Annotated in this window: 16 protein-coding genes and 2 pseudogenes; 13 read left to right on the forward strand and 5 right to left on the reverse strand. The window is 64.6% G+C overall.

Annotated elements, in window-relative coordinates:
- Positions 1 to 234: 234 nt before the first annotated feature.
- From xdhA to guaD, 4 genes and pseudogenes are all read left to right on the forward strand, one after another.
- A pseudogene (gene xdhA, locus AC19YT_RS09155) lies at positions 235 to 1,689 on the forward strand (xanthine dehydrogenase small subunit).
- Positions 1,682 to 4,093: a xanthine dehydrogenase molybdopterin binding subunit gene (gene xdhB, locus AC19YT_RS09160; protein WP_500610134.1), complete on the forward strand. Its 2,412-nt coding sequence runs from the start codon at positions 1,682 to 1,684 to the stop codon at positions 4,091 to 4,093. Before xdhA ends, xdhB begins: the two are co-directional and overlap by 8 nt.
- 124 nt (positions 4,094 to 4,217) lie before the next feature.
- Complete coding sequence (gene xdhC, locus AC19YT_RS09165; RefSeq protein ID WP_500597497.1) at positions 4,218 to 5,060, forward strand: xanthine dehydrogenase accessory protein XdhC; 843 nt, start codon at positions 4,218 to 4,220, stop codon at positions 5,058 to 5,060.
- Positions 5,061 to 5,067: 7 nt separating this feature from the next.
- Entirely contained in the window at positions 5,068 to 6,372 is a 1,305-nt protein-coding gene (gene guaD / locus AC19YT_RS09170) for a guanine deaminase (RefSeq protein WP_095107590.1), read from the forward strand.
- 140 nt (positions 6,373 to 6,512) lie between these two features.
- On the opposite strand, the gene AC19YT_RS09175 is transcribed toward guaD, so the two are convergent.
- Positions 6,513 to 7,277, reverse strand: a complete 765-nt coding sequence (locus tag AC19YT_RS09175) for a GntR family transcriptional regulator (RefSeq protein WP_095107589.1) — start codon at positions 7,275 to 7,277, stop codon at positions 6,513 to 6,515.
- A 231-nt stretch (positions 7,278 to 7,508) separates the two neighbouring features.
- Here AC19YT_RS09175 and AC19YT_RS09180 point away from each other — a divergent pair, with 231 nt between their 5' ends.
- Positions 7,509 to 8,699, forward strand: coding sequence for a benzoate/H(+) symporter BenE family transporter (locus tag AC19YT_RS09180; RefSeq protein ID WP_500597501.1), 1,191 nt, complete (start codon positions 7,509 to 7,511; stop codon positions 8,697 to 8,699).
- Positions 8,700 to 8,757: 58 nt separating this feature from the next.
- Here AC19YT_RS09180 and AC19YT_RS09185 read toward each other — a convergent pair whose 3' ends face one another.
- Entirely contained in the window at positions 8,758 to 9,102 is a 345-nt protein-coding gene (locus tag AC19YT_RS09185; RefSeq protein WP_095107587.1) for a YggL family protein, read from the reverse strand.
- 235 nt (positions 9,103 to 9,337) lie between these two features.
- Here AC19YT_RS09185 and dacB point away from each other — a divergent pair, with 235 nt between their 5' ends.
- Positions 9,338 to 10,795: a D-alanyl-D-alanine carboxypeptidase/D-alanyl-D-alanine endopeptidase gene (gene dacB / locus AC19YT_RS09190; protein WP_095107586.1), complete on the forward strand. Its 1,458-nt coding sequence runs from the start codon at positions 9,338 to 9,340 to the stop codon at positions 10,793 to 10,795.
- Between the two features lie 95 nt (positions 10,796 to 10,890).
- Here dacB and AC19YT_RS09195 read toward each other — a convergent pair whose 3' ends face one another.
- The gene (locus AC19YT_RS09195) at positions 10,891 to 13,275 is read right to left on the reverse strand and encodes a sensor domain-containing diguanylate cyclase (protein WP_500597502.1); all 2,385 of its coding nucleotides are present in this window, start codon (positions 13,273 to 13,275) and stop codon (positions 10,891 to 10,893) included.
- Between the two features lie 137 nt (positions 13,276 to 13,412).
- Positions 13,413 to 15,683 carry a bifunctional 23S rRNA (guanine(2069)-N(7))-methyltransferase RlmK/23S rRNA (guanine(2445)-N(2))-methyltransferase RlmL gene (gene rlmKL / locus AC19YT_RS09200; RefSeq protein ID WP_095107584.1) on the reverse strand — a complete coding sequence of 757 codons (2,271 nt, stop codon included), beginning with the start codon at positions 15,681 to 15,683 and terminating at the stop codon, positions 13,413 to 13,415.
- 541 nt (positions 15,684 to 16,224) lie between these two features.
- Here rlmKL and rmf point away from each other — a divergent pair.
- Positions 16,225 to 16,440, forward strand: coding sequence for a ribosome modulation factor (gene rmf / locus AC19YT_RS09205; protein WP_003223300.1), 216 nt, complete (start codon positions 16,225 to 16,227; stop codon positions 16,438 to 16,440).
- Between the two features lie 128 nt (positions 16,441 to 16,568).
- On the opposite strand, the gene AC19YT_RS09210 is transcribed toward rmf, so the two are convergent.
- Positions 16,569 to 17,594 (reverse strand): quinone-dependent dihydroorotate dehydrogenase, encoded by a 1,026-nt coding sequence (locus AC19YT_RS09210; protein WP_095107583.1) that lies wholly within the window; start codon positions 17,592 to 17,594, stop codon positions 16,569 to 16,571.
- 299 nt (positions 17,595 to 17,893) lie between these two features.
- Here AC19YT_RS09210 and AC19YT_RS09215 point away from each other — a divergent pair, with 299 nt between their 5' ends.
- The 6 genes and pseudogenes from AC19YT_RS09215 (at position 17,894) to AC19YT_RS09240 (ending at position 26,891) form a co-directional block, all read left to right on the forward strand.
- Positions 17,894 to 19,105: a CmpA/NrtA family ABC transporter substrate-binding protein gene (locus AC19YT_RS09215; protein WP_095107582.1), complete on the forward strand. Its 1,212-nt coding sequence runs from the start codon at positions 17,894 to 17,896 to the stop codon at positions 19,103 to 19,105.
- Positions 19,106 to 19,119: 14 nt separating this feature from the next.
- Positions 19,120 to 19,695: an ANTAR domain-containing response regulator gene (locus AC19YT_RS09220; protein WP_095107581.1), complete on the forward strand. Its 576-nt coding sequence runs from the start codon at positions 19,120 to 19,122 to the stop codon at positions 19,693 to 19,695.
- 214 nt (positions 19,696 to 19,909) lie between these two features.
- Entirely contained in the window at positions 19,910 to 21,121 is a 1,212-nt protein-coding gene (locus AC19YT_RS09225; protein ID WP_095107580.1) for a nitrate/nitrite transporter, read from the forward strand.
- A gap of 7 nt (positions 21,122 to 21,128) precedes the next feature.
- Positions 21,129 to 22,796, forward strand: a complete 1,668-nt coding sequence (locus AC19YT_RS09230; protein WP_500610135.1) for a bifunctional protein-serine/threonine kinase/phosphatase — start codon at positions 21,129 to 21,131, stop codon at positions 22,794 to 22,796.
- Positions 22,797 to 22,947: 151 nt separating this feature from the next.
- A pseudogene (locus tag AC19YT_RS09235) lies at positions 22,948 to 24,159 on the forward strand (NAD(P)/FAD-dependent oxidoreductase); the annotation flags it as partial.
- Between the two features lie 14 nt (positions 24,160 to 24,173).
- Positions 24,174 to 26,891, forward strand: coding sequence for a nitrate reductase (locus tag AC19YT_RS09240; RefSeq protein ID WP_500610136.1), 2,718 nt, complete (start codon positions 24,174 to 24,176; stop codon positions 26,889 to 26,891).
- The last annotated feature ends 69 nt before the right edge of the window (positions 26,892 to 26,960 follow it).

Consider the following 26,960-nt stretch of genomic DNA (forward strand, 5'->3'; position numbering starts at 1 on the left):
GCAGCGTATACCTGAAAACCTACCGTGGCCGCCATCAACCTCCTGGGCGATACCCAGAAGCCGCGAAAAACCGTTGCGCGCCAGCAACCACGGGGATCTGGACCATACTTTCAAGGTTGCGCAACTGCATTTCCTGACCATTAGGTCAGAAAAGAATTGACCGAAAAGTCAGACATGACTAGATTCGGCCCAACCAGCGGTTAACAACAATAAAACGAGTCTGCGAGGCCTTCCGTGATCCAGTTTTTACTCAACCAGGAACTCCGCCGTGAGCACGCCCTGGACCCCAACCTGACCGTGCTCGATTACCTGCGCGAACACTTGGGCAAATCCGGTACCAAAGAAGGCTGCGCCAGCGGCGATTGCGGCGCGTGAACAGTGGTGGTGGGCGAGCTGCACACCCAGGCCGATGGCCGCGAGCGGATCCGCTATCGCAGCCTCAACTCGTGCCTGACGTTCGTCTCGTCACTGCACGGCAAGCAGCTCATCAGCGTCGAAGACCTCAAGCACCAGGGCCAGTTGCACAGCGTCCAGCAAGCCATGGTCGATTGCCACGGCTCGCAGTGCGGCTTCTGCACGCCGGGCTTTGTGATGTCGCTGTTCGCCCTGCAAAAAAACAGCTGCGCGCCCGACCGCCACCAGGCCCACGAAGCCCTGGCGGGCAACCTGTGCCGCTGCACCGGGTATCGGCCGATCCTCGCGGCCGCCGAGCAGGCCTGTTGCGCCCGGCAGCCCGATCAGTTCGACGCGCAAGAAGCCCAGACCATCGCCCGCCTCAAGGCCATCGCGCCCACCGAAACCGGCGAGCTCAACTGCGGCGACAAACGTTGCCTGGTGCCCCTGACCGTTGCCGACCTGGCCGACCTCTACGACGCCTACCCGCAAGCGCGCCTGCTGGCCGGCGGCACCGACCTGGCCCTGGAAGTGACGCAGTTGCACCGCACCCTGGCGGTAATGATCTACGTCGGCAACATCGCCGAGCTCAAGCGCATCGAAGACTTCGATGATCGCCTGGAAATCGGCGCCGCCACCGCCCTCTCCGACTGCTACGCGGCTCTCAAGGCCCAGTACCCGGACTTCGGCGAACTGCTGCAACGCTTTGCCTCGCTGCAAATCCGCAACCAGGGCACCCTGGGCGGCAACATCGGCAACGCCTCGCCCATCGGCGACTCGCCGCCCCTGCTGATCGCCCTCGGCGCGCAGATCGTTCTGTGCAAGGGCAACACCCGGCGCACCCTGGCGCTGGAGGATTACTTCATCGACTACCGCGTCACCGCCCGCCAGGACAGCGAGTTCATCGAGAAGATCATCGTGCCCAAGGCCAATGCCGCCCAGGCGTTCCGCGCCTACAAGGTGTCCAAGCGCCTGGACGACGACATCTCGGCGGTGTGCGCCGCGTTCAACCTGCGCATCGAACAGGGTGTGGTGGCCGAGGCCCGCGTCGCCTTCGGCGGCATGGCGGCCACCCCGAAACGGGCCACGGCCTGCGAGGCGGCGCTGCGGGGCGCGACCTGGAACGCCGCTACCGTGGAGAAGGCCTGTGCGGCCCTGGGCGAGGATTTCACCCCGCTCTCGGATTTTCGCGCCAGCAAGGAGTACCGCCTGCTCAGCGCGCAAAACCTACTGCGCAAGTACTTCATCGAACTGCAAACACCGCACATCGAAACCCGGGTGACCGCTTATGTCTAACCATCACGCAGTGGAAAAAACCCAGGCCGAACTGGCCGAGCTGTTCGCCCAGGACCTGACCACAGGCGTAGGCCGCAGCGTCAAGCACGACAGCGCGGCCAAGCACGTCAGCGGCGAAGCGCAGTACATCGACGATCGCCTGGAATTCCCCAACCAGTTGCACCTCTATGCACGGCTGTCGGACCGCGCCCATGCGCGCATCCTGAGCATCGACACGGCGCCGTGCTACGCCATCGAGGGCGTGCGCATCGTCATCACCCACCAGGACATTCCTGGCCTCAAGGACATCGGCCCGCTGTTGCCGGGCGATCCGTTGCTGGCCATCGATGACGTGCAGTTCGTCGGCCAACCGGTACTCGCGGTGGCTGCCAACAACCTCGACACCGCACGCCGCGCCGCCATGGCGGCGATCATCGAATACGAAGACCTGGAGCCAGTGCTGGACGTAGTCGAGGCCCTGCGCAAGCGCCATTTCGTCCTCGACAGCCACACCCACCAACGCGGCGACTCGGCCACGGCCCTGGCCGGCGCCGAGCACCGCATCCAGGGCAACCTGCACATCGGCGGGCAGGAACACTTCTACCTGGAGACGCAGATTTCCTCGGTGATGCCCACCGAAGACGGCGGCATGATCGTCTACTGCTCCACCCAGAACCCCACCGAGGTGCAGAAACTGGTGGCCGAGGTGCTGGATGTGCCGATGAACCACATCGTCGTCGATATGCGCCGCATGGGCGGTGGCTTTGGCGGCAAGGAAACCCAGGCCGCCAGCCCCGCGTGCCTGTGCGCGGTGGTCGCGCGCCTGACCGGCCAACCGACAAAAATGCGCCTGCCACGGGTCGAAGACATGCTCATGACCGGCAAGCGCCACCCCTTCTATATCGAGTACGACGTGGGCTTTGACAGCCGCGGGCGCCTGCACGGTATAGCCCTGGAGCTGGCCGGCAACTGCGGTTGCTCGCCGGACCTGTCGGCCTCGATTGTCGACCGCGCCATGTTCCACGCCGACAACGCCTACTACCTGGGCGACGCCACCATCAACGGCCACCGTTGCAAGACCAACACCGCCTCCAACACCGCGTACCGCGGCTTCGGCGGCCCCCAGGGCATGGTCGCCATCGAGGAAGTGATGGACGCCATCGCCCGGCACCTGGGCCTCGACCCATTGGCGGTGCGCAAGGCCAACTACTACGGCAAAACCGAGCGCAACGTCACCCACTACTACCAAACCGTCGAGCACAACATGCTCGAGGAGATGACCGCGCAACTGGAAGACAGCAGCCAGTACGCCGAGCGCCGCGAAACCATCCGCCGCTACAACGCCCACAGCCCGATCCTGAAAAAAGGCCTGGCGCTGACGCCGGTGAAGTTCGGCATTTCCTTCACCGCCAGTTTCCTCAACCAGGCCGGCGCCTTGATCCACATCTACACCGACGGCAGCATCCACCTCAACCACGGCGGCACTGAGATGGGCCAGGGCCTGAACATCAAGGTCGCGCAGGTGGTGGCCGAGGTGTTCCAGGTGGAAACCGACCGGGTGCAGATCACCGCCACCAACACCGACAAGGTGCCCAACACCTCGCCCACCGCCGCCTCCAGCGGCGCCGACCTCAACGGCAAGGCCGCGCAGAACGCCGCCCAAATCATCAAGCAACGCCTGGTGGAGTTCGCCGCGCGCAAGTACGCGGTCAGCGAAGAAGACGTGCAGTTCCACAACGGCCACGTGCGGGTGCGCGACCACATCCTGAGCTTCGAGGCCCTGGTGCAGCAGGCGTATTTCGCCCAGGTGTCGTTGTCGAGCACCGGGTTCTACAAAACCCCGAAGATCTACTACGACCGCAGCCAGGCGCGCGGCCGGCCGTTCTACTACTTCGCCTACGGCGCGGCGTGCTGCGAGGTGATCGTCGACACCCTGACCGGCGAGTACAAAATGCTGCGCACCGACATCCTCCACGACGTCGGCGCCTCGCTGAACCCGGCTATCGACATCGGCCAAGTCGAGGGCGGCTTCATCCAGGGCATGGGTTGGCTGACCATGGAAGAGCTGGTGTGGAACGCCAAGGGCAAGCTGATGACCAGCGGCCCGGCCAGCTACAAGATCCCGGCCGTGGCCGACATGCCTGTGGATTTACGCGTGCACCTGGTGGAAAACCGCAAAAACCCGGAAGACACCGTGTTCCACTCCAAAGCCGTGGGCGAGCCGCCGTTCATGCTCGGCATCGCGGCCTGGTGCGCCATCAAGGACGCCGTGGCCAGCCTGGGCGACTACAAACAGCAACCGAAGATCGACGCCCCGGCCACCCCGGAGCGGGTGTTGTGGGGCTGCGAGCAGATGCGCCGGTTGCCGGTAGCGCCAGCGGTGGCGGTGGCGGTGGCGGCTGAAGGTGAGCGGGCTTCGCTTTAGCACCGGGGGCTGCCATCGCGGGCGGGCCCGCTCCCACAGTGTTTTGTGGTGCCCACGCAAATCCTGTGGGAGCGGGCCTGCTCGCGATGAGGCCACAACAGACAACAACGATGCCGAGGTGAACATGTACAACTGGATCAGCGCCCTCGCCGACCTGCAACACCAGGGCGAGCCCTGCGTGTTGGTGACCATCATCGAAGAACTAGGCTCCACGCCGCGCAATGCCGGCTCGAAAATGGTCGTCAGTGCCACCCAGAGCTTCGACACCATCGGTGGCGGGCACCTGGAATTCAAGGCCCTGCACATCGCCCGCGACATGCTCACCAGCGGCAAGCAGGGCACCCACCTGGAGCGCTTCAGCCTCGGCGCCAGCCTGGGCCAGTGCTGCGGCGGCGTCACCGTGTTGCTGTTCGAGCCCATGGGCCAGGTGCAAGCGCAAATCGCCGTGTTCGGCGCCGGCCATGTCGGCCGCGCCCTGGTGCCGCTGCTGGCGAGCCTGCCGTGCCGGGTACGCTGGATCGATTCGCGCGAGCAGGAATTCCCCGCGCTGATCCCTGCCGGCGTGCGTAAAATCGTCGCCGAAGAACCGCTGGACGAAATCGACCACCTGCCCGCCGGCAGCTACTGCATCGTCATGACCCACAACCATCAGTTGGACCTGGAACTCACCGCCGCCCTGCTCAAGCGCAACGATTTCACCTACTTCGGCCTGATCGGCTCCAAGACCAAACGGGTCAAGTTCGAGCATCGCCTGCGTGAGCGCGGTTTCGACACCAGCACCTTGCAGCGCATGCGCTGCCCGATGGGCATCGGCGAAGTCAAAGGCAAATTGCCTGTGGAAATCGCCATCTCCATCGCCGGCGAAATCATCGCCACCTATAACGCCAGTTTCGGCCAGCACACCGAGCGCGCCGAACCCATCGCCAAACTGCTGCCGGCCTCGCGCCGCAGCCAAGCCAGCCATTGAGACGACCATGCCTTCGACCCGCAAAGCCTACCGCGCCGCCCTCCTGCACAGCATCGCCGACCCCGCCCAGGTGGGGGTAGAGGCCTCCTACGAGTACTTCGAGGACGGCTTACTGGTGATCGAAAACGGCCAAATCAGCGCCATCGGCGCGGCCAGCGACCTGTTGCCGGGCCTGAGCGCCGAGGTGCCGATCCAGCACTACCCCGACGCGCTGATTACCCCCGGCCTGATCGACACCCACATCCACCTGCCGCAAACCGGCATGGTCGGCGCCTACGGCGAACAACTGCTGGATTGGCTCAACACCTACACCTTCCCGTGCGAGAGCCAGTTCGCCGACAAGGCCCACGCCGATGAAGTGGCGGATATTTTCATCAAGGAACTGCTGCGCAACGGCACCACCACCGCCCTGGTGTTCGCCAGCGTGCACCCGCAATCGGTGAACTCGTTCTTCGAAGCCGCCGAGCAACTGGACCTGCGCATGATCGCCGGCAAGGTGATGATGGACCGCAACGCCCCGGACTACCTGACCGACACCCCGGAGTCGGGCTACGCCGACAGCAAGGCGCTGATCGAGCGCTGGCACGGCAAGGGCCGCTTGCATTACGCCGTCACCCCGCGTTTCGCCCCCACCAGCACCCCGGAACAACTGACCCTGGCCGGCAAACTGCTGGGCGAGTACCCCGACCTCTACATGCAGACCCACATCAGCGAAAACCTGCAAGAGATCGCGTGGGTCAAGGAACTGTTCCCCGAGCGCAAGGGTTACCTGGACGTCTACGACCATTACCAGTTACTCGGCGAGCGTTCGGTGTTCGCCCACGGCGTGCACCTGTGCGACGACGAATGCGCACGCCTGGCCGAGACCGGCTCGGCGGTGGCCTTCTGCCCGACCTCGAACTTCTTCCTCGGCAGCGGCCTGTTCAACCTGCCCATGGCCGAGAAGCACAACCTCAACGTCGGCCTGGGCACAGACGTGGGCGGCGGCACCAGTTTCTCCCTGCTGCACACCCTCAACGAGGCTTACAAGGTCATGCAGTTGCAGGGCGCGCGCCTGAGCCCATTCAAGTCGCTGTACCTGGCCACCCTGGGCGGCGCTCGGGCCCTGCGCCTGGAAGACAAGATCGGCACCCTGCAACCGGGCACCGACGCCGACTTCCTGGTGCTCGACTACAACGCCACGCCGCTGCTCAGCTACCGCCTCAAACAGTCGAAGAACATCGCCGAAACGCTGTTCGTGCTGATGACCCTGGGAGATGACCGCACCGTACTGCAAACCTATGCAGCGGGCAGACTGGTGCATCAGCGCTAGGTTCTGCGGGCAAAAAAATCCCCCGCGACGCTGAGTGGCGGGGGATTTTTTGTGGCCAGGGAGATCGCTATCACCCCCACAAGGAATTCACCGAACTCTGTGGGAGCGAGCCTGCTCGCGATGGCCGCACCTGGGTCTATCTACAGCTTGGCGCTCGGCCGCCCCGGTTTCTTGGTTTGCAGCAAGTGCGAGAACACCGCATGCAGGTCATCCGAGGCGCTTTCTTCGTCGAGGTTGAGCTTGCTGTCGATGTGATCCATGTGATGCATCATCAGGCTCACCGCCAGCGTTTCGTCCCGGGCCTCGATGGCGTCAATCAATTGGGTGTGCTCGTCATAGGAGCAGTGCGAGCGGTTGCCGCTTTCGTACTGGGCGATGATGAGCGAGGTCTGCGACACCAGGCTGCGCTGGAAGCTGATAAGCGGCGTGTTCTTGGCCGCCTCGGCCAGTTTCAGGTGGAACTCCCCCGACAGGCGAATACCCGCGCCCCGGTCGCCCCGCGAGAAACTGTCACGCTCGTCGTTGACCATCTGGCGCAACTCGGCCAGTTCCTCGGCCGTGGCGTGCTGCACCGCCAGCTCGGTGATGGCCCGCTCCACCAGGCGCCGGGCGAAGAACACCTGGCGCGCCTCTTCCACACTGGGGCTGGCCACTACCGCGCCACGGTTGGGCCGCAGCAGCACCACCCCTTCATGGGCCAGGCGCGACAGGGCGCGACGGATGATGGTGCGGCTGACCCCGAAAATCTCCCCCAGCGCCTCTTCGCTCAACTTAGTCCCGGGCGCCAGGCGTTGTTCGAGGATGGCCTCGAAGATATGCGCATAGACGATGTCGTCCTGGGTTCCGCTGCGCCCGGCTTTGCCTGCGCGCGGTTGTTTCTTGAGGGGCTGCAACTGTTCGTTCATGGGCACTCGGATCGGGAGAACGGCGGGGGCAAGGACGTTGACTGTAATACGCCACGGTGGGTCGCTGGCAAGTATCGGCTGAAAAACAGCGCACATTGTACACAACCGATAGTGGCAACACGACTGTACGGTCGTTTGCGAACCCGGCTGTATCGCAATAGCCATCGGCGTTTACGTTTAGGCTTGCGTCCTTCCCGCTGCACTTTTTCCCCGGCACAAGGACACCGCGCCATGACTGACGCCACCCACACCAAGCTGCGCCCCCTGGCGGACACTTCCCCCTCGGCCATCGTCGCCGGGTTTATCGCGATGATGACCGGCTACACCAGTTCCCTGGTGCTGATGTTCCAGGCCGGCCAAGCGGCGGGCCTGACCAGCGGGCAAATTTCCTCGTGGATCTGGGCGATTTCCATCGGCATGGCCGTGTGCTCCATCGGCCTGTCGCTGCGTTACCGCACGCCCATCACCATCGCCTGGTCCACCCCCGGCGCGGCGCTGTTGATTACCAGCCTGGGCGGGGTGAGTTACGGCGAAGCCATCGGCGCCTACATCACCTGTGCGGTGCTGGTAACAATCTGCGGCCTGACCGGCAGCTTCGAGCGCCTGGTCAAGCGCATTCCGGCGTCCCTGGCCGCGGCCTTGCTGGCGGGCATCCTGTTCAAGATCGGCAGCGAGATTTTCGTCGCCGCCCAACACCGCACGGCCCTGGTGCTGGGGATGTTCTTCACCTACCTGGTGGTCAAGCGCTTGTCGCCGCGGTACGCGGTGCTGGCGGCGCTGCTGGTGGGCACCGCGCTGTCGGGGTTCATGGGGCTGTTGGACTTCAGCGGTTTTCAGCTGGAATTGGCGACGCCGGTGTGGACCACGCCGCACTTCTCCCTGGCCGCAACCATCAGCATCGGCATTCCGCTGTTCGTGGTGGCCATGACCTCACAGAACATGCCCGGCGTCGCGGTGCTGCGGGCCGACGGCTACAACGTCCCGGCCTCGCCGCTGATTACCGCCACCGGCGTCGCGTCCTTGCTGTTGGCACCTTTCGGCTCCCACGGGATCAACCTGGCGGCCATCAGCGCAGCGATCTGCACCGGGCCCCACGCCCATGAAGACCACAACAAGCGCTACACGGCGGCGGTCTGGTGCGGCGTGTTCTACGGCATTGCCGGGGTGTTCGGGGCAACGCTGGCCGCGCTCTTCGCCGCGCTGCCCAAGGAGCTGGTGCTGTCGATTGCTGCGCTGGCGCTGTTCGGCTCCATCATCAATGGCTTAAGCATCGCCATGAGCGAAACCAAGGAGCGGGAAGCGGCGCTGATTACCTTTATGGTCACCGCGTCGGGGTTGACGCTGTTTTCCGTCGGTTCGGCGTTCTGGGGGATTGTCGCGGGGGTGTTGACGCTGGTGATTCTCAATGGGCGCAAGGCCTGAACACTTTCTGCAACCCATAAAAAAACGGCGACCCTGGGGTCGCCGTTTTTCTTGAACATCAGGCTACCGGGTTGATCGGCTTTTCCGGGTACCAGACGTCCAGCAGCGGGCTGACTTCAGCGCTGTTGAGCTCGGTGCGCGCCTTGAGCCAGGCTTCGACGGCAGCGCGTTGCTCTTCGCTGACCGAACCACGCTTCTGCAGGCACACCAGACCGTAGTCGTCGCCGCCTACATAGCCCAGGCCGTTGGCTTCCATGGCTTCTTTGAGGAATGCATCGAGGAAAGCGTCAATAGCCTCTTCGGCCAAATCTTCCTTGAAATCCAGGTTCAGCTCGAAACCCAGCTCTTGAAATTCATCAACGCACAGTTTTTTGCGCAGACGCTGGGAACGGTTAGTCGCCATTGGAACAATCCTCATAAGTAATAACGGGCGGCACTTTAGCAGCTTAAGGCCACGATTGCCCGCCTCTCTCGGGACCGCGCCCGACCATCGGTAAAAAAAGAGCGCCGCGACCCTGCCGCGTAGGGCACAACGCGCTATACCTTGGGGCATAATGCCGGCACTTTCGTAACCACTGAGGGATTTTGTCTACACGCCCTCGTTATTTTTTCCCCTCGGCTGTAGGGTTTTATTTCCGATGATTAAGTCTTTTCGTCCATTGTTGCTTGCCAGTTTCCTCCTGCCCCTGGCGCTCGCCCATGCAGCCCCCGTCAACACCAGCCTGTCACCCAAGGTTCAACAAGCCCTCAAAACCAGCAAACTGCAGGACAACGCCCTGTCGCTGGTAATGATCCCGCTCAACGGCCCGGGCACGCCGACCGTGTACAACGCCGATGTCTCGGTCAACCCAGCCTCCACCATGAAACTGGTGACCACCTACGCGGCCCTGGAAATGCTCGGGCCCAACTACCAGTGGAAAACCGAGTTCTACACCGACGGCACCCTGAGCGGCGGCATCCTGCACGGCAACCTGTACCTCAAGGGCGGCGGCGACCCCAAGCTGAACATGGAAAAACTCTGGCTGCTGATGCGCGACCTGCGGGCCAATGGCGTGCAGCAAGTCACCGGCGACCTGGTGCTGGACCGCAATTTCTTCGTGCCGCCGCAATTGCCGCAGTTCAACGATGACGGCAACGACGAGAACAAGCCGTTCTTGGTCAAGCCCGACTCCCTGTTGGTCAACCTCAAGGCCCTGCGCTTCGTGGCCCGCAACGATGGCGGCAAGGTGCTGGTTTCGGTTGAACCGCCAATTGCCAGTATCCGCGTCGACAACCAGGTCAAGGCTGTCAACACCAAGCAATGCTCGGGCGAGGTGCGTTACAACCCGGTCACCCAGGCCAACGGCACGGTGACCGTCACGGTCAACGGCCAGTTGAGCGATGGTTGCAGCTCCCAGACCTACCTGTCGTTGCTCGACCACGCCACCTACACCGCTGGCGCCGTGCGCGCGATCTGGCAGGAACTGGGCGGCAGCATCCAGGGCAAGGACCGCCTCGGCGCAGTGCCCAAGGACGCCAAGGTGCTGGCCCGGGCGTTCTCCCCGGACCTGGCCGAAGTGATCCGCGACATCAACAAATACAGCAACAACACCATGGCCCAGCAGTTGTTCCTGAGCCTGGGCGCGCGCTACCGCAACGAGGCCGACGGCGACGACGCCAAGGCCGCCCAACGTGTGGTGCGCCAGTGGCTGGCGAAAAAAGGCATCACCGCGCCGCACCTGGTGATGGAGAACGGCTCGGGGTTATCGCGGGCCGAGCGTGTCAGTGCACGGGAAATGGCGACCTTGCTGCAAGCGGCATGGAGGAGCCCGTACTCGGCGGAGTTCGTCAGTTCGATGCCAATTGCCGGCATGGACGGCACCATGCGCAAGCGCCTCAAACGCACCGCCGTCAGCGGCGAAGCCCACATCAAGACCGGCACCCTGAACACCGTGCGTGCCATCGCCGGTTACAGCCGCGATAACAACGGCAATACCTGGGCCGTGGTGGCGATTCTCAACGACCCGAAACCCTGGGGCGCGGCCTCGGTGCTGGACCAGGTCCTGTTGGACCTGTACCGCCAACCCAAACTCGCCGCCACCGCCTCCGCCCTATAAGCGGCCGTAAAAATCGGTGGGGCGCGGCACTGCTGGAGGAGCGCCGCGCATCCTAGCGCGGGCGAGCCCGCTTGCTGCACCAGGGCAGTGAGTCGTCAGGGGAGTTCTTGTTCAACCCGGTCGCGCCCGGCCTGTTTGGCGGCGTAGACCCCGGAGTCAGCGCGCAGCAACAGCGCGTCGGCGCCTTCGCCCTGGCGCCAACTGGCGATGCCGAAACTGGCCGTGACAATCCCCACCTCACCAATCGGCGCACTGCGCAGGCCCTGCCACAGCTCCAGTGCCAAGGCGTAGGCCTGCGGGCCGCTGGTATCGGGGCACAGCACCATGAACTCTTCCCCACCCAGGCGACAGAACACATCGGTGCGGCGCAGGCGCTGGCCGATGCGCTGACACAACGCTTGCAGCACCCCATCGCCCACCGCGTGGCCGTGCACGTCGTTGACCCGTTTGAAGTGGTCGATGTCGAGCATGATGACCGCCAGCGCGCCCATGCCCCGCTCCACACGGGCCATTTCGGTTTTCAGCCGTTCCTGGAAGTAGCGCCGGTTGTAGATGCCGGTCAGGGAGTCGGTCACCGATAACGCCCGCAGCTCTTCCTCGACGCGTTTGAGGTCGGAAATATCCGAGATGTAGCCGTGCCACAGCACCCCGCCGCCCGGTAACTCTTCAGGCGTGGCCTCGCCGCGCACCCAGCGCAAGCCGCGTTCAGGCAGTTGCACGCGGTACTCTTCGCGCCAGGGTTGCAGGGTGTGCGCCGAAAACCGCACCGACGTGCGGATGCGTTCCACATCGGGGCCGTAGATACGTTGGAAAATCGCCTCGGCGTTAGCGTGTAACTGCTCGGGATCAAGCTCGTAGATGTCGCGGATGCCGTCACTGGCGTAGATCACGCTGAACTTGCCGTCCGGCGCCATCATGAATTGGTAGATGCCGCCGGGCACATGGGCGCTGAGTTTTTTCAGCAAGCGATCCTGGGCCGCCAGGGCTTCGTGGACACGCTTGCGTTCGGTCACGTCAATGCAAATGGCCACATGGCCGACCCACAGCCCCTGCTCGTCGAGCACGGGGCCGGCTAGCATGTCCACCGACAGCGGGCTGCCATCATGGCGCAGCAAGGTCCATTCCACCGCCTCATGGCCGCCCGCCTCACCGCCCTCCACCAGCATCGCCTGGTGCAGCGGGATCGGCTTGCCGTAGCGCTGGCTCAACACCTGCGCCCGCGCCGACAGTTCGGCCCGCACATGCAGGCTCTCCAGGGTCTTGCGCCCCAGCACGTCGCTGCTTTGATAGCCGAGCATGCGCTCGGCGCCGGCGTTGAAGGTGGTCATGATGCCGCGCAGGTCGGTGGCGATGATCGCCACCTGGGTCGCGGCATTGAGCACGCTGCGCAACTGGCTGTGGGCACCGCTCAGTTCCTGCTCGCGCACCCGCAGCTCACGGGTGCGTTGTTCTACCAGGCGTAACGCGCACTGGCGCCGGTTGACCAGCACGTACAGCAGGACGCTGAGTAACAGGCTCAACAAACCGCCGAGCACCACCAGGCTGATAAGCGAAGCATGGTTGGCCTTGAGGAACACGGCGCTGGGGTGGATCTGCACTTGGTAATCGTGATCCGCCAGGTGCAGCACCCGGGTGGCCACCAATGCACTGGCCGGCGGTTGCAGGTCGCTGGTGTAGAGCAGGCTCTGTTCCGGCTCCACCGACAAATCGCGGATGCGCACCGCCAGGTTGTCGTAGCTGGCTTCGGGAAAACCATCGGCCACCAGTTGGCGCATGCTAATCACCGCCATCACAAAGCCGTAGGGCTCGCCGCCCGTGCGGGTGCTGACCGGCGCCACCAGCAGCACACCGCGGGCGTAGGCCGGCTCGACGCCGACCAACTGCATCGGTTGGGAAACCGCTTGGGTGCCCAGAGTGCGCGCCCGCTCCATGGCCGAACGGCGCAGCGGTTGGGACAACAAGTCAAAGCCCAGGGGCGAGCCGAGTACGCTTTGGGTTTGGCTGAACAATACCGGCACGTATTCGGCGCGCTCGGCGGCCGGTTGCAGTTGCCGCTGGGCGTCGATCTCGCGGATGCCAAAACCCTTCAGGCCCTGGTCCTGCACCGCCCGCTCGAACAACTCGCGTTCGGCGGCGCGGATCCGTGGCGCCCAGGAATATGCCTGGGTACGGCGCAATAAGGGTCCGGCGTAGCCGTCGAATTCTTCGCGGGTAACCGAGTCGGAGTTGATGAAAAACCGCCGCAGGCTGTCCAGGCGTTGCTCCTGGTCCTCGAAGCGTTCCTGGATGCGGCTGAACCGCTCACCCACCAGCAATTGGAAGCGCTGGCGCGACTGGGTTTGATAAAGGTTGAGGGTGGCCCAGGCCAGCAGCCCGGTCAGCACCAGGCCTATAAACAAGGCCAAGGCGGCGACCCAGCGGGCCGAAGCGTCTTCACGAATGAAACCGAGTATTTTCGGTTGGGGGCCATGCAACGACATAAGCAGAACTTCCAACGCCAGCGAGTTGGGGCGTCACAGGGGCTTTGATGAAGTTATAGCTATTTGCCATCAATTTGACCAGCACCAAAAGAACCAAGAGCCTTTAAAAAACAAGGCTCTATGGATCCAATCAGCGGTCAACGGGCAGTGATTTTCCAGGCGCGGTGGATCTTGCCGTTACGGGCAAAGTCCGGGTCGAGGGTTTGCGCGGTGATTTCCTCGACGGCATAACGCTGGGTGAGGTTGTCTTCGAGCTCGAACTTGCGGAAGTTGTTGGAGAAGTACAACACCCCGCCCGGCGCCAGGCGTGCCATGGCCAGGTCGATCAACTGCACCTGGTCCCGCTGCACGTCGAAGATGCCTTCCATGCGCTTGGAGTTGGAAAAGGTCGGCGGGTCGATGAAGATCAGGTCGAACTCATCGCGGCAGGCCTCCAGCCACACCATCACATCGCCCTGCTCCAAGCGGTTCTTGTCGGAGAAACCGTTGAGCGACAGGTTACGCCGCGCCCAGTCCAGGTAGGTCTTGGACAGGTCAACGCTGGTGGTGCTGCGCGCGCCGCCCTTGGCTGCGTGCACGCTGGCGGTGGCGGTGTAGCAGTAGAGGTTGAGGAAGCGCTTGCCCGCGGCTTCTTTCTGGATGCGCAGGCGCATGGGCCGGTGGTCGAGGAACAGCCCGGTGTCGAGGTAGTCGGTGAGGTTGACGAGCAACTTGACGCCCCCCTCCATCACCTCGGTGAACTGGCCCTGGGCGCTCTGGCGCTCGTACTGCTTGGTGCCGCTCTGGCGCTCGCGGCGTTTGACCACCACGCGGCTCTTGTCGATGTTCAGCGCCTGGGGAATCGCGGCCAGGGCATCGAACATGCGCGCCGAAGCTTTTTGCGGGTCGATGGACTTGGGCGCGACGTACTCCTGGACGTGGACCCAGTCGTGGTACAGGTCGATGGCCATGGAGTATTCGGGCATGTCGGCGTCGTAGATGCGGTAGCAGTCGATACCCTCGCGCTTGACCCACTTACTCAGTTGCTTGAGGTTTTTCTGCAGGCGATTGGCGAACATCTGCCCGCCCTCGCTCAGGCGCGCCTGCTCAACCACCGGCGCCGGGGCTGGTGCGGGTTTGATCGGGTTGCCGTTCTTGTTGTACTGGCGCTCCTGCGGCTCGGCCGGGGCCTGATCGTAGGCCGCTTGCTCGCGCTCGGCCTGGCGTTGCTCGGGGGTGCGGCGCTCGCCGGTAACGAACTGGTCGGGCAGCACTTTTATCAGCAGCAGCTTGCACGGCAGCGCGCCGTTCCAGAACGAGTACTGCTTGTGGCTGCGGATGCCCATGCGCTTGCCCAGGTCCGGGGCGCCGGTGAACACCGCCGCTTCCCAGTTCAGGCAGGCCTGGCGCAGACGCTCGCCGAGGTTCTGGTAGAGGTAGAGCAAGCTCGCCTCGTCGCCCAGGCGCTCACCGTAGGGCGGGTTGCAGATCACCAGGCCTTTCTGGTTTTGGTCCGGGCGCGGCTCGAAGGTGGCCACTTCGCCCTGGTAAATCTTGATCCACTCGCTCAAACCGGCGCGTTCGACGTTGTTGCGCCCCGGCTGGATCAGCCGTGGGTCGGCCTCGTAGCCGCGAATCCACAGCGGCGGCTTGGCCAGGCCGGCCGCCGCGCGGGCACTGGCTTCTTCGTGGAGTTTTTTCCACAGCGCCGGCACATGCCCCAGCCACGCGGTAAAGCCCCACTGCTCGCGGCGCAGGTTGGGCGCCATGTCGGCAGCGATCATCGCCGCTTCCACCAGGAAGGTACCAACACCACACATCGGGTCGGCCAGGGCGCCGCCCTCGGCGGCAATGCGCGGCCAGCCCGCACGGATCAGGATCGCGGCAGCGAGGTTTTCCTTGAGCGGCGCGGCGCCCTGCTGCAGGCGATAACCGCGCTGGTGCAGGCTGTGGCCGGACAGGTCGAGGGAGAGGATCGCTTCGCCGCGGTCCAGGCGCAGGTGAATGCGCAGGTCCGGGTTGAGCTTGTCGATGGACGGCCGCTCGCCCGTGGGGGTACGCAGTTTGTCGACAATGGCGTCCTTGACCTTCAAGGCGCCGAAGTGAGTGTTGTCGATGCCCGAACCATGGCCGCTGAACTCCACCGCCAGGGTGCCGTCGCTGAGCATGTGGTCTTGCCACTCGATGTCCAGCACGCCGTGGTAGAGGTCTTCGGCGTCCTTCATCGGGAAGCGCTTGAGCACCAGCAGTACCCGGTTGGCCAGGCGCGACCACAGGCACAGGCGATAAGCCGTTTCCATGTCGGCCATGCCCCGCACGGCGGAGGTGTGCTCGCGTGCGTCTTCAAGGCCAAGCCCGACGGCTTCCTCGATCAGCAGGCCTTCTAGGCCTTTGGGGCAGGTGAGGAAGAGTTCGTAACGATCCGACATGGGTATTCCAGGGCCTTTGGCAATAAGTGAGCGGGCAACGCATTGCCGGCTCGGTTTTCAATCAAGCGCTTTTCTCAAGAAGCGCTCGCGTGGCACGAAACTGTGCCGTCCCACCCCGGCGGCTCGACTAACCAGACGGTTAAAAGAGCTTGAATGCCCGGGCAGATAAAAAATGTGTGCAACAAGATGTCACATCCGGACCCTTCGTCGAATATTGCCGCACCAAAACGGTGGGACATTCGCATCGGAGAATGATCCTCATCATCCAGCGTAAGCCTCATCATAGCGGGGTTTGCCCGAGGGGCGAGCCAAACGCCCTGCGCTACTTATGGCCATAACATCAATATTGTGACGTGCTTATGACAAAACGATCATTCCCAGCATGTGACTCATTGGTTAGAACTCCCTACAGGTTGACGCCGCAATGACGTCAACACCCTGGCTCGCCGCCCGTCGCGAGCCGCCTACGGCAGAAGCCCTCTGCCCGACCTCAAACGAGGTCAACGCTACACCTACAGTCAACAAGTGAGGGAAACACCCTATGAGAAGACTTAAGCGTGATCCGTTGGAAAGAGCATTTTTGCGCGGATATCAATATGGCGTTGGTGGTAAATCCCGTGAGCTTTGCCCCTTTACTCTACCGTCGGTGCGCCAAGCCTGGATCAACGGCTGGCGGGAGGGACGCGGCGACAACTGGGACGGTATGACTGGCACTGCGGGCATCCATAGACTCAACGAACTTCACGCCGTCGGCTAACACAGGGCACTTATTCCGACACCACAATCTGACGACGTACCGCCTTACCATGCACGTCCCATCCGGACGGCGGGCTACGGCCCAGGGGCTCCTTCAAGGAGCCCTTTTTATTGCCCGCGCGCCAGGCTTCAGGCCTTGGGCAATGCGGCGATGGCATCCACCGATTGGCGAATCAGCGCCGGCCCCTTATAGATGAAGCCCGAATACAGCTGCACCAGGCTCGCGCCGGCGGCGATTTTCTCAGCCGCGTGCTTGCCTTCGGTGATGCCACCCACGGCAATGATCGGCAAGCGCCCGGCCAGTTCCGCGGCCAGCACCTTGACGGTGTGGGTGCTCTTGTCGCGCACCGGGGCACCAGAGAGGCCGCCAGCCTCGTCACCGAACTCCATGCCTTCGACGCCAACGCGGCTCAGGGTGGTGTTGGTGGCGATCACCGCATCCATGCCGGTTTCGATCAACGCCCGGGCGACTTCGATGGTTTCCTCGTCGCTCATGTCCGGGGCGATCTTGATCGCCAACGGCACCTGCTTGCCGTGCATCTGGGCCAGTTCATCCTTGCGCTGGCGCAGGGCCTGGAGCAGTTGCTTGAGGGAGTCACCAAATTGCAGGCTGCGCAGGCCCGGGGTGTTGGGCGAGCTGACGTTGACCGTCACGTAGCTGGCGTGGGCGTAGACCTTGTTCAAGCAAATCAGGTAGTCGTCCACCGCGCGCTCGACCGGGGTGTCGAAGTTCTTGCCGATATTGATACCCAGGATGCCTCGGTACTTGGCCGCCGCCACGCGGGCCAGCAGGTGATCCACGCCCAGGTTGTTAAAGCCCATGCGGTTGATGATCGCCTCGGCTTCGGGCAGGCGGAAGATCCGCGGCTTGGGGTTGCCCGGTTGCGGGCGCGGGGTGATGGTGCCGATTTCGACAAAGCCAAAACCCAGTTGGGAAAAGCCGTCGATGGCCGCGCCGTTCTTGTCCAGGCCTGCGGCCAGGCCTACCGGGTTGGGGAAGTCCAGCCCCATGACGGTCACCGGCATCTTCGCCGGGGCCTTGCACAGCAAGCCGTTGAGGCCCAAACGCCCGCCCGCGCCGATCAGGTCCAGGGACAGATCGTGGGAGGTTTCCGGGGAAAGTTTGAACAACAGCTGACGGGCCAGGGTGTACATGGGCGCGATGGACTCGACGGGCGGCAAAAAGAGGCGGCGATTATAGCCGGGCTAGCCCCTCGCACGCGAGGCATGGGGCGAAATCATCCGGGCATGGCATATGCCTTGCACCGTTCACGCCATCGACACTGGGGCCAAAAGCAGCAACAGGGTCGCGCCAGGTTTTTTTGCCCACGCAAATACCCGCGCCGGTCCGAGTCGCGAGCAGGCTCGCTCCCACAGGTTTCAAAGCCTTGGCTGACCGGTTTTATCTCAGTGGCGCTTTTTTATGCACCCAGGCCCTGTATTGGAGCTTACCCATGAATGACTTCCTCCCCGGGCCGCTGGCCTGGGTCAACGGCAGTGACGCGCCGGAAAAAACCACAGTCAACCTAGGGTTCATGGCCCTGAGCGATTGCGCCTCAGTGGTGGTCGCCGCCACCCAGGGCTTCGCCCAACCTTACGGCTTGAGCCTAAACCTCAAGCGCCAAGCCTCCTGGGCCAACCTGCGGGACAACCTGGTCAGCGGCGAACTGGACGCCGCCCACAGCCTCTACGGCCTGATCTACGCCGTGCACCTGGGCATCGGCGGCGTGGCGGCCAACGACATGGCGGTGCTGATGGGCCTGAACCAGAACGGTCAGAGCATCAACCTCTCCCACGGTCTGCAAGGCGCTGGCGTGACCGGTCCTGAGGCGCTGCACCGGCGCGTGCACCAAAGCCGCGCAAAGCTGACCTTCGCCCAGACCTTCCCCACCGGCACCCACGCCATGTGGCTGTATTACTGGCTCGCGAGCCAGGGCATCGACCCGCTGCACGACGTCAAAAGCGTGGTGGTGCCGCCGCCGCAAATGGTCGCCCACCTGCAGGCCGGGCGCATCGACGGCTTCTGCGTGGGCGAGCCCTGGAGCGCCAGCGCGGTACGCCAAGGCTTGGGCTTTACCCTGGCCACCTCGCAGAGCATCTGGCCCGACCACCCGGAAAAAGTCCTGGGCTGCACCCGCGCCTTTGTCGAGCAGTACCCCAATACCGCCCGGGCCCTGGTGATGGCGATCCTCGAAGCCAGCCGCTTTATCGAACAGAGCCCGCAAAACCGCCGCAGCACCGCGCAGTTGCTCAGCGCCCCGCAATACCTCGACGCGCCGCTGGAATGCATCGCCCCGCGCCTGTCGGGCGAGTACACCGATGGCCTGGGCAACAGTTGGCAAGACCCCCACGCCGTGCGTTTTCACGGGGCCGGCGCGGTCAACCTGCCGTACCTGTCCGACGGCATGTGGTTCATGACCCAATTCCGCCGCTGGGGCCTGCTGCGCGACGACCCGGATTACCTGGCCGTGGCCACCCAGGTCCAGCAACTGGCGCTGTACCGCCAAGCCGCGCAGGCCCTGGGCATCGACGCCACGCAAGGGGACATGCGCAGCAGCCAATTGATCGACGGCATCACCTGGAACGGCAGCGACCCGGCCGGCTACGCCCGCGGCTTCAAGCTGCACGCCCTGAGCGACAGCCCCGCCCTTCTCGCCCGCCGCTGACAGGAACCCAGAGCATGTTGCGCATCCTGCTTATCAACGACACCGCGAACAAAGTCGGGCGCCTGAAAGCGGCGCTGGTGGAAGCCGGTTTCGAGGTGCTCGACGAATCGGGCCTGACCATCGACCTGCCCGCCCGCGTCGAAAGCGTGCGCCCCGATGTGGTGCTGATCGACACCCAATCCCCCAGCCGCGACGTGATGGAGCAAGTGGTGCTGGTCAGCCGCGACCAGCCCCGGCCCATCGTGATGTTCACCGACGAACACGACCCGGCGGTGATGCGCCAGGCCATCAAGGCCGGGGTCAGCGCCTATATCGTCGAAGGCATCCTGGCTACGCGCCTGCAACCGATCCTCGACGTCGCCATGGCGCGCTTTGAGAGCGACCAGGCCCTGCGCGCCCAACTCCATGCCCGCGACCAGCAACTGGCCGAACGCAAGCGCATCGAACTGGCCAAGGGCTTGCTGATGAAAATGAAGGACTGCAAGGAAGACGAGGCTTACACCCTGATGCGCCGCCAGGCCATGAGCCGCCAGCAAAAGTTGATTCAGGTGGCCGAACAGATCATCGCCATGAGCGACATGCTCAGCTGACGTGCAAGTTGGCACAAATCTGGCTTAAGCCAACACACAGGTAACCAACGGCGGTTGCCCCACCTACGACAAAGACGTCGCACCCTCCACGGCCAAAGCCACCGGGGTTGCGGCGTTTTTTCGTTCTGGCCCCACTGCACGGGGCCGGTGGTGCGGCCGACAACCGGCGCATCTCGATGACTCCCTCCAAGACTCTTGACCCCTGAGGTGCACGATGAATTCAAGCTTCTGGAAATCCGGCCACACCCCGACCCTGTTCGCGGCGTTTCTCTACTTCGACTTGAGTTTCATGGTCTGGTACCTGCTGGGCCCGTTGGCAGTGCAAATCGCCACCGACCTGCAACTGACCACTCAACAACGGGGCCTGGTGGTGGCCACGCCCATCCTTGCCGGCGCCGTATTGCGCTTCGCCATGGGCCTGCTGGCCGATCGCCTGTCGCCCAAGACGGCCGGCATCATCGGCCAGGTGATCGTTATCTGCGCCCTGTTCGGCGCCTGGAAACTGGGCATCCACAGCTACGAACAAGCGCTGCTACTGGGCCTGTTCCTGGGCATGGCCGGGGCGTCGTTCGCGGTGGCCTTGCCGCTGGCGTCCCAGTGGTATCCGCCACAGCACCAGGGCAAGGCCATGGGCATCGCCGGGGCAGGCAACTCGGGCACCGTGCTGGCGGCGCTGATCGCCCCGGTGCTAGCGGCGGCCTACGGCTGGAGCAATGTGTTCGGCTTTGCCCTGATCCCGCTGGCCCTGACCCTGATCGTGTTCGCCTGGGCCGCGAAAAACGCCCCGCACCGGCCCAAGGCCAAATCCCTGGCCGACTACCTCAAGGCCCTGGGCGACCGCGACACTTGGTGGTTCATGTTTTTCTACAGCGTGACCTTTGGCGGCTTCATTGGGTTGGCCAGCGCCCTGCCCGGCTACTTCAACGACCAGTACGGCCTCAACCCAGTGACCGCCGGTTACTACACCGCCGCATGCGTGTTCGGCGGCAGCCTGATGCGGCCCCTGGGCGGTGCCCTGGCCGACCGCTTTGGCGGCATCCGCACCCTGCTGGGCATGTACAGCGTGGCGGCGGTGTGCATGGCGGCCGTGGGGTTCAACCTGCCCAGTTCCTATGCAGCCCTGGCCCTGTTTGTGTGCACCATGCTCGGCCTCGGTGCGGGTAATGGCGCGGTGTTCCAACTGGTGCCCCAGCGCTTTGCCCGGGAGATCGGTGTAATGACCGGGCTGATCGGCATGGCCGGTGGCATCGGCGGCTTCGCCCTCGCCGCGGGCATGGGCGCGATCAAGCAAAGCAGCGGCAGCTATCAACTGGCCCTGTGGCTGTTCGCCAGCCTCGGCGTGCTGGCGTGGTTCGGCCTGCACGGGGTCAAGCGCCGCTGGAGAACCACCTGGGGCTCGGCGGCCGTGACGGCGGCGCGGGTCTGAGGCGCCCATGAGCCTGCAACTGAGCTTCGCCCAGGCCAGTGCCACCGGCCCGCGGGCGCACAATCAGGACGCCTTGCGCGTGGTCACCCCGGCACCGGCGCTCGCCGCGACCAAGGGTTACCTGGTGGCCCTGGCCGATGGCGTCAGCCAATGCGCCGACGGTGCGCTCGCGGCGCAATCGACCTTGCAGGCCCTGGCCCTGGACTACTACGCCACGCCGCCCACCTGGGCGGTAGCCCAGGCCCTGGAGCGCCTGTTGCTGGCGCAAAACCGCTGGTTGCGCGCCAATGGCGGCGGCCAGCCGTTGCTCACCACCCTCAGCGCCCTGGTGCTGCGCGGCCAGCGTTTCACCCTGGCCCATGTCGGCGATTGCCGGGTGTATCGCTGGCACGCCGATGTCCTGCAACGCCTCACCGAAGATCACGTCTGGGACCAACCGGGCATGCAGCATGTGCTCAAGCGCGCCCTAGGCCTGGACCAGCACCTGGTGCTGGACTTTCTCGACGGCGAACTGCGCGACGGCGAAAGCTTCGTGCTGCTCAGCGACGGCATCTGGGCGACCCTGGGCGATCAAACCATCGCCGCGATCCTGCGCGACCAGCCCGACCCCGACAGCGCCGTCCGCACCCTGGTCAGCGCCGCACACCTGGCCGGCAGCCAGGACAACGCCAGCGCCTTGCTGGTGCGTATCGAACAGCGCGGCGAAGCCAGCCTCGGCGATGCCCTGCTGCACCAGCAGCAATGGCCCTTGCCGCCCGCCCTCAAACCCGGCCAGTGCTTCGAGGGCTGGCAGGTGCAGGAGCGTTTCGGCCAGAGCCGGCAATCGCTGCTGTACCGGGTGCTCGACGGGCAACAGCAACCCTGGCTGCTCAAGACCCTGCCCGCCCACTTGCACGACGATCCACAGGCCGGGCAGAACCTGTTGGCCGAGGAATGGTTCCTGCGCCGAGTGGCCGGGCGGCACTTCCCCGAGGTGCATGCCGCCACCACGCGCCAACACCTGTATTACGTGATGCGCCATTACCCGGGCGTCACCCTGGCCCAGCTCTTGGCCGACCATGGCCCCCTACCCCTGGCGCAATGGCGCGACCTCGCCGAACGCCTGCTGCGGGCGGTCGGGCTGTTGCACCGCCGGCAAATCCTGCACCGCGATATCAAACCGCAAAACCTGCTGCTGGGGGACGACGGCGAGCTGCGCCTGCTGGACTTTGGGCTGGCCTATTGCCCGGGGCTGTCGCGGGACGAGCCCCACGCCCTGCCCGGCACCCCCAGCTACATCGCCCCCCAGGCCTTCGACGGCGAAAGCCCCACTGCGCAACATGATCTCTACGCGGTGGGCGTAACCCTCTATCACCTGCTCACCGGGCACTTCCCCTATGGCGAAATCGAAGCTTTTCAACGCCCGCGCTTCGGCGCTTCGGTCAGCGCCAACCGCTACCGCCCGGACCTGCCCGACTGGCTCGACCAGTGCCTGGCCCGGGCGGTGAGCGCCGACCCGGCGCGGCGCTTCGAAACCGCTGAGCAGTGGCTGTTGCTACTAGAGCAGGGCGAACGCCACAGCCTTAACGTGCGCCCCCGGCCCCTGCTGGAGCGCGAGCCGCTGAAGGTGTGGCGCAGCGTGGCGCTGGTGGCGGTGCTCATCAACCTGGCGCTGCTGGCCATGCTGCTTAGGTAACACGCGGGTTGGCCCGCACTGGGTTGCGCAGCAGCGCCTAAGCGCTGTTGGCAGCGCTACGCACTCCAGCGCGGGCAAGCCCGCTTTCTACAAAGAACCACCTTCATCTTTGGGCAGGCCCGGATGTGTCGCGCCCCCTTCGGAGAACACCATGAACAAACTCAAGTTGGTGATGATCGGCAACGGCATGGCCGGGGTCCGCACCCTGGAGGAACTGCTCAAGCTCGACACCGAGCTGTACGACATCACCGTGTTCGGCGCCGAACCCCATCCCAACTACAACCGCATCCTGCTGTCGCCGGTGCTGGCCGGCGAGCAGACCTTCGACGAGATCGTGCTCAACGACTTGAGCTGGTATCAAGAACACCGCATCCGCTTGCTGCTCAACCGCACCGTGGTGCGCATCGACCGCGTGCGGCGCCGGGTCATCGCCGACGACGGCACCGAAGCCGAGTACGACCGTTTGCTGATCGCGACCGGCTCTTCGCCCTTTATGCCCGCGCTGCCGGGCAATGACCTGCGCGGCGTGATCGGCTACCGCGACATCGCCGACACCCAGGCCATGATCGCCACCGCCCGCAGCCACACCCATGCCGTGGTCATCGGCGGCGGCTTGCTGGGCCTGGAGGCGGCCAATGGCCTGAAACTGCGCGGCATGCAGGTGACCGTGGTGCACATCGGCCAGTGGTTACTGGAGCGGCAACTGGACCGCACCAGCGCCGAACTCCTGCAACAGGCCCTGGAACAGCGCGGCCTGCGCTTTCGCCTGGCAGAACAGACCCAAGCCTTGCTCCCGTCCCGGCAAGAGCCGACGCGGGTCGGCGCGGTGCAATTTGCCAACGGCGAACAAGCGCCCGCCGACCTGGTGGTGATGGCCGCCGGCATCCGCCCCAACATCCAACTGGCGCTGGACTGCGGCCTGCCGTGTGCGCGCGGGATTCTGGTCAGCGACACCCTGCAAACCTTCGACCCGCGCATCTACGCCATCGGCGAATGCGCCAGCCATCGCGGCGTCGCCTACGGCCTAGTGGCGCCGCTGTTCGAGCAGGCGCGGGTCTGCGCCAATCACCTGGCCCGGCTGGGGTTCGCCCGCTACCCCGGCTCCGTCACCGCGGCCAAGCTGAAAGTCACCGGCATCGACTTGTTCTCCTCCGGGGACTTTCTCGGCGCACCCGGCACCCACAGCATCACCCTGCGCGACCCCATCGGCGGCATCTATAAAAAACTGGTGATAAAAGATGACGTGCTGGTCGGCGCCTGCCTGTACGGCGATACCCGCGATGGTGCCTGGTACCGGCAGCAGATCAGCGAGCGGCACAACATCGCGGCGATCCGCGATCGGCTGATGTTCGGCGCCACCGCCCAGGACGCCCGCTGATGAGCCTGCACACCACCGCGTCGACCTGTTGCTACTGCGGCGTGGGCTGCGGCGTGTTGATCGAACATGACCACGGCCAAGTGCTGGGGGTGCGCGGCGACCCGGCGCACCCGGCCAACTTCGGCAAGCTGTGCAGCAAGGGGGCAAGCCTGCACCTGACCGGCGACCTCGCCGCCCGCGCCCTCTACCCCGAACTACGCCTGGGCAAAGGCCTGGCCCGCGCCCGCACCGACTGGGGCACCGCCCTGGACCACGCCGCTCAGGTGTTCGCCGCCACCCTCGCCGAACACGGCCCCGACAGCGTGGCCTTTTACCTGTCCGGGCAACTGCTGACCGAGGACTACTACGCCTTCAACAAACTGGCCCGCGCCCTGGTCGGCACCCACAACATCGACAGCAATTCACGCCTGTGCATGTCCTCGGCCGTGGTCGGCTACAAGCGCAGCCTGGGCGCCGACGCCCCGCCGTGCAGCTACGAAGACCTGGAATGCAGCGACTGCGTGCTGATCGCGGGCAGCAACATGGCCTACGCCCACCCGGTGCTCTTTCGTCGCCTCGAGCAAGCCAAACGCCTGCGCCCGCAAATGAAAGTCATCGTCATTGACCCGCGCCGCACCGACACCTGCGACCTCGCCGACCTGCACCTGGCCATCCTGCCGGGCAGCGACGTGGCGCTGTTCCATGGCCTGCTGCACCTGCTGCTGTGGGAAGGCTGGGCCGACCAGGCCTTTATCGACGCCCACACCGAAGGCCTGGCGGCGCTGAAAACCCTGGTACACGATTACACCCCGGCGCTGACGGCCCAATTGTGTGGAATCAGCGTCGCGCAACTGCACCAATGCGCGCAGTGGATCGGCACGGCGCCGAGCTTCCTGTCGCTGTGGTGCATGGGCCTGAACCAGTCCACCGCCGGCAGCGCAAAAAACAGCGCGCTCATCAACCTACACCTAGCCACCGGGCAAATTGGCCGCCCCGGCGCCGGGCCGTTTTCCCTGACCGGCCAACCCAACGCCATGGGCGGGCGGGAAACCGGCAGCCTGTCCAACCTGCTGCCCGGCCACCGTGACGCCGCCAATGCCCAGCACCGCGCCGAAGTCGCCGATTACTGGGGCGTCAGCCATTTACCCGACACCCCAGGGTTGACCGCCATCGAATTGTTCGAGCAGGTGCGCAGCGGCAAGATCAAGGCGCTGTGGATCGCCTGCACCAACCCGGCGCAATCGCTGCCCGACCAAAATGCCGTGCGCGAGGCGTTGCAGGCCTGCCCGTTCGTGGTCCTGCAGGAGGCCTTCCGCACCACGGAAACCGTGCCCTACGCTGACCTACTGCTGCCCGCCGCCACCTGGGGCGAAAAGGAAGGCACGGTGACCAACTCCGAGAGGCGCGTCTCCCTGGTGCGCCAAGCCATTGCCGCCCCCGGCGAAGCACGCGCAGACTGGGCCATCACCGTCGATTTCGCCCGGCGCCTGGAGAAATACCTACGCCCCGGGTTGCCAAGCCTGTTCGACTTCACCCAGGCCAGCCACTTGTTCGATGAATTCAAAGGCCTGACCCGCCACCGCGACCTCGACCTCAGTGGCCTGAGCCACGACCTGCTGGAGCGCATCGGCCCGCAGCAGTGGCCGTTCCCTGAAGGCGCCGTGAGGGGTACACCGCGCTTGTATGGCGATGGCCGCTTTCCTACCGCCAATGCTCGGGCGCGGTTTATCAGCGAACCGTTCGTCGCTGCGTTGGAGCAGCCTGACCGCGATTACCCGTTGACTCTGCTCACCGGCCGCCTACGCGACCAATGGCACGGCATGAGCCGCACCGGCACCGCAGCGCAGTTGTTCGGTCATGTCAGCGAAGCGCTGCTGAGCCTGCATCCCGACGAACTGCGCCGCCAGGGCCTGCAAAGCGGCAACTTGGCGCGGCTGAACAGCCGCCACGGCGAGCTGATCGTTGCAGTACACGAGGACACTGCCGTACGCCCGGGGCAGGCATTCCTGCCCATGCACTGGGGCGATCGCTTCCTCAAGGGCGGTATCAATACCCTCACCCCTTCAGCGTTCGACCCCTTGTCCAAGCAACCGGAACTCAAGCACACAGGTGTGCGCATCAGCCCGGCGGGGCTGCCTTGGGAGCTGTTTGTGCTGATAGAGGGCGATGTGCAGCGGCATTTTGAAGCGCTGCGCCCGCTCTGCGGGGGCCTGGATTACCTCAGCCTCAGCCTCACCGGCCGCGAACGCCCGGCCCTGGTGCTGCGCGGCGCCAACACCTGCCCAGCCGATCCGCAACTGCTGGCAGCCATTGACCGTCAGCTTGAGCTCCATCAGGGGCCGGTCATGGCTTATGACGACCCGCAACGGGCCATCGGTAAACGGGTACGCATCGAGCAGGGCCGCATCACCGCCGTTCGCCTGGCCGGCGAAATCCGGGCAAGCCACTGGTTACAAGGGCTGTGGCTGGAAGGCCGGGTCGATGCAGCGCTGCAGCGCTGGCTGCTGGCCCCCCTGAGTGCCGCGCCCGGCGCCGAAGCCAGCGACGCCGGAGCGCACAAGGTTTTGTGCAACTGTAAGAACGTCAGCCAACAAGCCGTGTGCGCTGGCATTGGCCGTGGCCTCAACCTACAAGGCCTGCAACAGGAACTGGGCTGCGGCACTCAGTGCGGCTCATGCGTACCGGAAATCAAACGCCTGCTCGCCAGCACACTAACGGCGAGCGTAGGAGTGCCCTGACATCCACGCAGGAAGCCGGCCACCGCTTTAAACTGAAGCGTCCGGCTGCCTGACTGATGGCAACGTGGC

This window comes from Pseudomonas sp. MF08875, assembly GCF_059862525.1.